The following is a 6,710-nucleotide window of genomic DNA, read 5'->3' as shown; positions in this document are numbered from 1 at the left end:
GACAGCTCTGAAGGATCCTTCAACCGATCGCTTTGGCTTTAACTGATCGGCATTACAGCTTCGGCTGGGTTTTTTATTGCCTGCAATTTGGAGAAGGGGGGAGTTTTGGTGTTGGTCGTTGATTGGAAAGCGAGGTTCCCTATCACGCTCGCTCCTCACTGTAGGGAGTGACGGGAATTGGGAAATGATGGTTTCCTCGCTTACTACATCGAAGCAGTCTTTCGTCACCCCAGAATCGAGTAGAACGAGATATCAGGGATCTCTTCTGACTTTATATTCAACACTACGCTCATTAACTTAAATAATGGGGCAACTTTAGCGAATGTCGCCCTATTAATTGAAGCCCGATCACACTTTCCTTTGTTGTTGAAAAGAATATGAAAAAAAGCGCATTTTTTATTAAAGCTTCTAATTAAGGCGCCGTTAAAGGGATTGAGAGAAATGATATGTACCAATGTAAGGTGAGAGAGACACTGGTGCATAAACAAAATTGATATGTATTTGTGTGAGGTGAGAGTCACATGGGTGCATTAAAAAAATGCCTAAAGGAGATCAACTATGGCGATTAATGTAAGCACTAACGTGTCTGCAATGACGGCTCAGCGTTACCTAAATAACGCGGCTGAAGGTACTCAAAAATCAATGGAGCGTTTGTCTTCTGGCTATAAAATCAATAGCGCAAAAGATGATGCTGCAGGCTTACAAATCTCTAACCGCTTAACGTCGCAAAGTCGTGGCCTAGATATGGCTGTGAAAAACGCGAATGACGGTATCTCTATTGCACAAACAGCTGAAGGTGCGATGAATGAGTCAACCAACATTCTGCAACGTATGCGTGACCTTTCTCTTCAATCTTCAAACGGTTCGAACAGCAAATCTGAACGTGTTGCGATCCAAGAAGAAGTCTCTGCTCTAAACACAGAACTTAACCGTATCGCTGAAACGACCTCTTTTGGTGGTAACAAGCTTCTGAACGGTACTTACGGCAGCCAATCTTTCCAAATCGGTGCTGACTCAGGTGAAGCAGTAATGCTATCTATGAGCAACATGCGTACTGACACTCAAGACATGGGTGGTAAGAGCTACGGCGTTACAGAAGGCAAAGATGCTTCTTGGCGTGTAGGTGCGGGTGCTGATTTAACAATCAAATACAACGATAAGTTTGGTGAAGCGCAAGAGCTATCTATCTCTGCTAAAGAAGGCAACGATATCGAAGAGCTAGCAACTTACATCAATGGTCAAAGCCAAGACGTTAAAGCGTCTGTGGGTGAAGGCGGTAAACTGCAACTTTTCGCTTCAAGCCAAAAAGTTGAAGGTGATGTTGAGTTTGGCGGCAGCCTTGCGGGCGAACTAGGTATCGGTGCTGGTAAAGACGTTACCGTTAACGATATCGACGTAACTTCTGTTGCAGGTGCAAACGAAGCAGTATCTATCATTGATGGTGCTCTAAAATCTGTTGATAGCCAACGTGCTTCTCTAGGTGCTTTCCAAAACCGTTTTGACCATGCAATCAGCAACTTAGACAACATCAACGAAAACGTTAATGCGTCTAAGAGCCGTATCAAAGATACCGATTACGCGAAAGAAACAACAGCTATGACGAAGTCTCAAATCCTACAACAGGCGAGTACTTCTATCCTAGCTCAAGCAAAACAGTCACCATCAGCAGCTCTAAGCTTATTGGGCTAAACTTACCTCGGTAAGTAGCGGTAAACTCTACTCTGGGTAGAGTTTTACTGTTTGGCTCATAAAGGAGGGAGGGAGAGTGTTATGGAAATATCATCCAACGCATCGAACATCCAGCCTTATGGCTCACCTAATGGCATTAAAATTGCAAGCGATGAAGGTAGTAGTGCGTCGAGTCTTTCGCGACTAAAAGAAGCAACATCTTATGACAAGGTAGAGAAATCGAAAGAGGAAGCTACCGAAGCGGCGATTCAATTAGCTCAACATAGACAAGAGTTAAATGATGAAGAGCGAGTCAAAATGGTGGAGAAGGTAAACGAGTTTATCTCCTCTCTCAATAAAGGTGTGGCTTTTAAGGTCGATGAAGAATCTGGGAGAGATGTGGTTACCATTTATGAGACCACAACCGGTGATATTATTCGCCAGATCCCTGATGAAGAAATGCTTGAAATTCTAAGACGCCTAGCAGCCCAAAACTCGAATAGTCGAATATTTGAGGTGAAGGTTTAAGTCGTATTATTGAGGTGATTTAATGAGTTTTGGCCCAATGGGGATTTCGTCTGGCATGGATATCAATTCCATGGTCAGCAAAATTGTTGATTCGGAGCGTGTACCTAAACAGCAACGAATCGACAATGAACGAACGCGAATCGATACCAGCATTAGTGCCTATGGAAGACTCAGAGAATCCCTTGATTCGATGAAAAACCTGATGACAAACTTTCGTCAGGAAAAAGCTTTTGCTGTGCGAACAGTGGAAAGTACCGATGAAGCGCTTGTCTCTGCAACCGCGACTACCGAAGCGATCGCTGGCAAATATGCCATCGATGTGTTGCAGCTTGCCCAAAGCCATAAAGTGGCTTCTGATGTACTGTCAGAGGACATGAAATTTGGCCCAGGTAAGCTGCAGGTTTCGCTTGGTGATGACAGCTTTGACGTGCAAGTTGGCGACAGATCGAGACTTATCGAAGTTGTTCGTGGTATCAACGGTGCAGATAGCAACCCAGGCGTTCGTGCATCTATTATCAACGATGTCGAAGGTCCAAGACTTATTATTGCCTCGAACCAGTCTGGTTCAGATCAGCAGATCAGCATTAATGTTGAGTCAGATGCTGCCAATCCCTTAAAAAAACTCGAATACAAAACGCTTGAAGAACGTGTTAAAGCGCTAGAGAAAGCGCGCGTTGCTGCTCAAGATATTCTAGCTCTAACCCCTGCAGGAAAAGCCGTTGAACTCATCGATGAAGTGATCGCTAGCGATGACCCAAATGCGAATGAAACACTCGATAAAGATGGCAATATCATCCCAGCAGCCCAAACCGATTCTACTTCAGATGTTGACGGAGACTCTAAAAGTCTCAGCTACGGTGAGCAAGCAGCCGCCGACGGCCAAGCCGCCCTAGACGCAGCTCAAGCGGCAAAGTCTGTGATGCCTGAAGATAATATCCCTGGCTGGACTGAAACCGCGTCAGGTACGCTTTTAGATTCTTACTACACACCAGAACTTGAGCTTGATGAAAAAGCGATAGAGAAGGCACCCGATGTGCCGGGGTGGTCAAATGCTGCCTCAGGTACTCTGACCGATTCATACGTGACACCGAAAGAAGCCCAACAAAAGCTTGAGGCGGAACAAGCGCGTATCGAAGAGAAGATTTCACAAGAAAAAGCGGAGTTGGCTGAGAAAGTTCAAAAAGGCGAACTCACCGCAGAGCAAGCCAAGAAAATTGAGCGTGCCAAATTAGAACCCGAAGAGCGCGAGCTCTTAGAGAAGGTCGATAAAGCGCAAGCAGATCTTGAACAAGCACAGCAATCTTTTGATACCTATAGTGGAATGACTGAAGTTCAGGCTGGCCAAGATTCTATGGTTGTCCTAGATGGTGTTGCTCAACTCTCTAGTAATAACAATGTGATTGAAGATGCCATTGAAGGTATTGATATTACGGTGAAAGGAAAAACGCCAAAAGATAAGCCGCCGGCAGAAATTGGTGTGGAGTACGACCGTAATAGTGTTCGCCAAGACATTGAAGCTTTTGTTAATTCTTATAATCAGTTTTACCAAGTGTCTAAAAACTTGGCGGGTGTTGACCCAACGACTGGCCAAAAAGGCCCGCTGTCTGGTGACAGTACCGTGCGTAACGCCGACTCACGATTAAAAGGTGTGTTCTCATCAAGTATCGAAGGTGCGCCAGACAATCTAAAGTCTTTGACTGAATTCGGTATCACCACCACAAGACAAGGCTCGCTAGAAATCAACTACGATATGCTTGACCGTCAACTCAACAATAACTTTGATAAGTTGGGTGAGTTCTTTGGTGGCAACAACGGTTTCGCCAAAAAAGTGGAAGATGCGATTCAAGGTATCACAGGTATCACGGGTTCAATCCGTACTAGAGAAAAGAGCTTGGTCGAGCAAAACTACCGTTTGGTTGATGACCAAAGCGCGCTCGACCGCCGCATGGACAGCCTAGAGAGCCGTACCCACTCTAAGTTCACAGCCATGCAAGATGCGACCAGTAAGATGCAATCTCAGCTGGGCAGTATGATGAATGCGTTGGGCTAATAGATGAATAGCCAGCTACAAGAGCTTTGTGAACTCGATCAACTAATTATCTCTAAACTGGAATTTAGTGAAATTAATGCTGAAGAAATAACGCAGCTTGTCGATAACAGAGAACAGTTATTGCAAAACGTGCTTCAAATAATCGACTCACATCCCGACGTTAAGCAAAGTTCTGAATGGTTTGAAGCCATTACCAGAACCAGAAAATTAGTCGAATTGATGCAGTCTGAGACGAGTCGAGTAGGTAAGACCCTACATAAATACCGTCACGGCGCTAAATCAGTTCAACAATACAAAAAGTTTTTATAGAAGAGGTTTACTATGCGCGGTTCTTTACAGGCATATAAAAAGGTATCAGTGGATAGTCAGCTAACGGCTGCCTCACCGCATAAGATTGTACAAATGCTAATGGCCGGTGCTATCGAGCGTTTGATTCAAGGCAAAGCGGCAATGCAAGCAGGCAACATCCCAGTGAAAGGTGAGCGACTTGGTAAGGCTCTAGATATCATTATTAGCCTACGTAGTTGCTTATCTATGGACGATGGTGGCGATATTGCGAAAAACCTAGATCAACTTTATGAGTTCATGATCACGCAAATTTCTGCGGCAAATCACAAAAATGACCCACAGCCTATTGATGATGTTATCGATATTATTCGCGAAATTAAGAGCGCTTGGGACCAAATTCCGAACGAATATCACAACTTGACGTCCGCTGACGTAGGTATTTAAAGAAAAATTGCAGTTTTAACCAATCTCATATCCCTTAATTGGTTGGTTGCCTTATTTTTTTAATCAAATAAAATAGAAGCCATTAGATAGCCTAATGGCTTTTTTCGTTGCTGATTTCCTAAATTTGTCCACGTAGACCATAATCATTGATACATCTCACTGTTTTATAGACTACGTTGCTCACCGTTTTTCCGCATCGCACCAAAATAAAGGCAATAATTCCTACTTATGCAAGGTTTGGCAAAACTGCTTGTCGTCGACGATAACGCTCAAGAACGTCACAATTTAAGCACAATATTAGAGTTTGTAGGAGAGAGCTGCGAAGTAATCAGCTCTGAACAAGCACGTAAAGTTGACTGGTCACTACAGTGGGCCGGCTGCATTATTGGTACCATTAAAGGTAAAGGCTTCAACGCATTACTGAATGAGAAGCTTGTTCACGCCAATCACATCCCTTTACTGGTGATTGGCAAAAACAATCACCCGGTTGACGAGTTGACTAACTATGTTGGTGAGCTTGAACTTCCTCTTAACTACCCGCAATTAAGTGATGCATTAAGACACTGTAAAGACTTCTTAGGCCGCAAAGGTGTTCAAGTTGTGTCTTCGGCACGCAAGAACACCCTGTTTCGCAGCCTAGTAGGACAAAGTGCTGGCATTCAAGAAGTACGTCACTTAATTGAACAAGTCTCTTCTACGGAAGCGAACGTGCTGATTCTTGGTGAATCTGGTACAGGCAAAGAAGTCGTAGCGCGTAACATTCACTATCACTCTAAACGTCGTTCAGGGCCTTTTGTTCCTGTAAACTGTGGAGCGATTCCACCTGATTTGCTTGAAAGTGAACTGTTTGGTCATGAGAAGGGCGCATTTACTGGGGCGATTACCGCACGTAAAGGCCGTTTTGAATTGGCTGAAGGTGGCACACTGTTTCTTGATGAAATTGGCGATATGCCGATGGCGATGCAAGTTAAACTGCTACGAGTACTGCAAGAGCGATGCTTTGAGCGTGTAGGTGGCAATAGCACCATACAAGCTGATGTTAGAGTGATTGCGGCAACCCACCGCAACCTTGAAGATATGATCGACGATGATTCGTTCCGTGAAGATCTTTACTACCGCTTAAATGTATTCCCGATTGAAATGCCGGCGCTTCAAGATCGTAAAGAAGATATTCCACTGTTGCTTCAAGAGCTGATGACTCGAATGGAAGCGGAAGGCAGCATGCCTATCTGTTTCACGGCTCGTGCTATCAACTCTTTGATGGAGCATTACTGGCCAGGTAACGTTCGTGAACTAGCGAACCTGGTTGAACGAATGGTTATCTTGTATCCAAACAGCTTGGTTGATGTGAATCACCTGCCAACTAAATATCGATACAGCGATATCCCTGAGTTCCAGCCAGAGTTTAATAGCTTTGGATCTGAAGAGGAGCAAGAGCGTGATGCACTTGCTGACTTATTCTCAGAAGATTTCAGTTTTGATCAGCAAGATGATATTGCCGACAATGCTAATGCGCCTCAAGAGTTACCGCCAGAAGGGGTTAACTTGAAAGAGCTACTCGCGGATATGGAAGTGAATATGATCAATCAAGCGTTGGAAGCGCAGGGCGGCATTGTTGCTCGTGCTGCTGACATGCTTGGAATGCGTAGAACCACTCTGGTTGAAAAAATGCGTAAATATAACTTGCAGCGATAGTGTCCAATTTTCGATGAAAACGAAAAACTAGCACACA

At 44.3% G+C, this 6,710-nt stretch carries 6 protein-coding genes; all 6 read left to right on the top strand.

The genetic code is table 11. The features are described 5' to 3' along the window. The first annotated feature begins 558 nt into the window (after positions 1 to 558). The 6 genes from AB6E78_RS04635 to AB6E78_RS04610 all read left to right on the top strand — a co-directional run bounded on the left by AB6E78_RS04635 (position 559) and on the right by AB6E78_RS04610 (position 6,673). Entirely contained in the window at positions 559 to 1,689 is a 1,131-nt protein-coding gene (locus tag AB6E78_RS04635) for a flagellin (protein ID WP_372134028.1), read from the top strand. 81 nt (positions 1,690 to 1,770) lie between these two features. Beyond that, on the top strand, positions 1,771 to 2,196 hold the full coding sequence (gene flaG / locus AB6E78_RS04630) for a flagellar protein FlaG (protein ID WP_017066380.1): 426 nt from the start codon (positions 1,771 to 1,773) through the stop codon (positions 2,194 to 2,196). Positions 2,197 to 2,218: 22 nt separating this feature from the next. Next, a complete protein-coding gene (fliD, locus tag AB6E78_RS04625; protein ID WP_137001512.1) occupies positions 2,219 to 4,246 on the top strand; it encodes a flagellar filament capping protein FliD in 2,028 nt (675 codons plus the stop codon). Positions 4,247 to 4,249: 3 nt separating this feature from the next. Further along, on the top strand, positions 4,250 to 4,555 hold the full coding sequence (locus tag AB6E78_RS04620; RefSeq protein ID WP_017060688.1) for a flagellar protein FliT: 306 nt from the start codon (positions 4,250 to 4,252) through the stop codon (positions 4,553 to 4,555). A gap of 12 nt (positions 4,556 to 4,567) precedes the next feature. After that, a complete protein-coding gene (gene fliS / locus AB6E78_RS04615) occupies positions 4,568 to 4,978 on the top strand; it encodes a flagellar export chaperone FliS (RefSeq protein ID WP_004736194.1) in 411 nt (136 codons plus the stop codon). Positions 4,979 to 5,206: 228 nt separating this feature from the next. Further along, entirely contained in the window at positions 5,207 to 6,673 is a 1,467-nt protein-coding gene (locus tag AB6E78_RS04610; RefSeq protein WP_050653775.1) for a sigma-54 dependent transcriptional regulator, read from the top strand. Positions 6,674 to 6,710 lie beyond the last annotated feature (37 nt).

This window comes from Vibrio sp. 10N.247.310.98 (assembly GCF_041467395.1).
GTDB classification, from domain to species: domain Bacteria; phylum Pseudomonadota; class Gammaproteobacteria; order Enterobacterales; family Vibrionaceae; genus Vibrio; species Vibrio crassostreae_C.
This window is presented reverse-complemented; position numbering and strand designations above follow the sequence as displayed.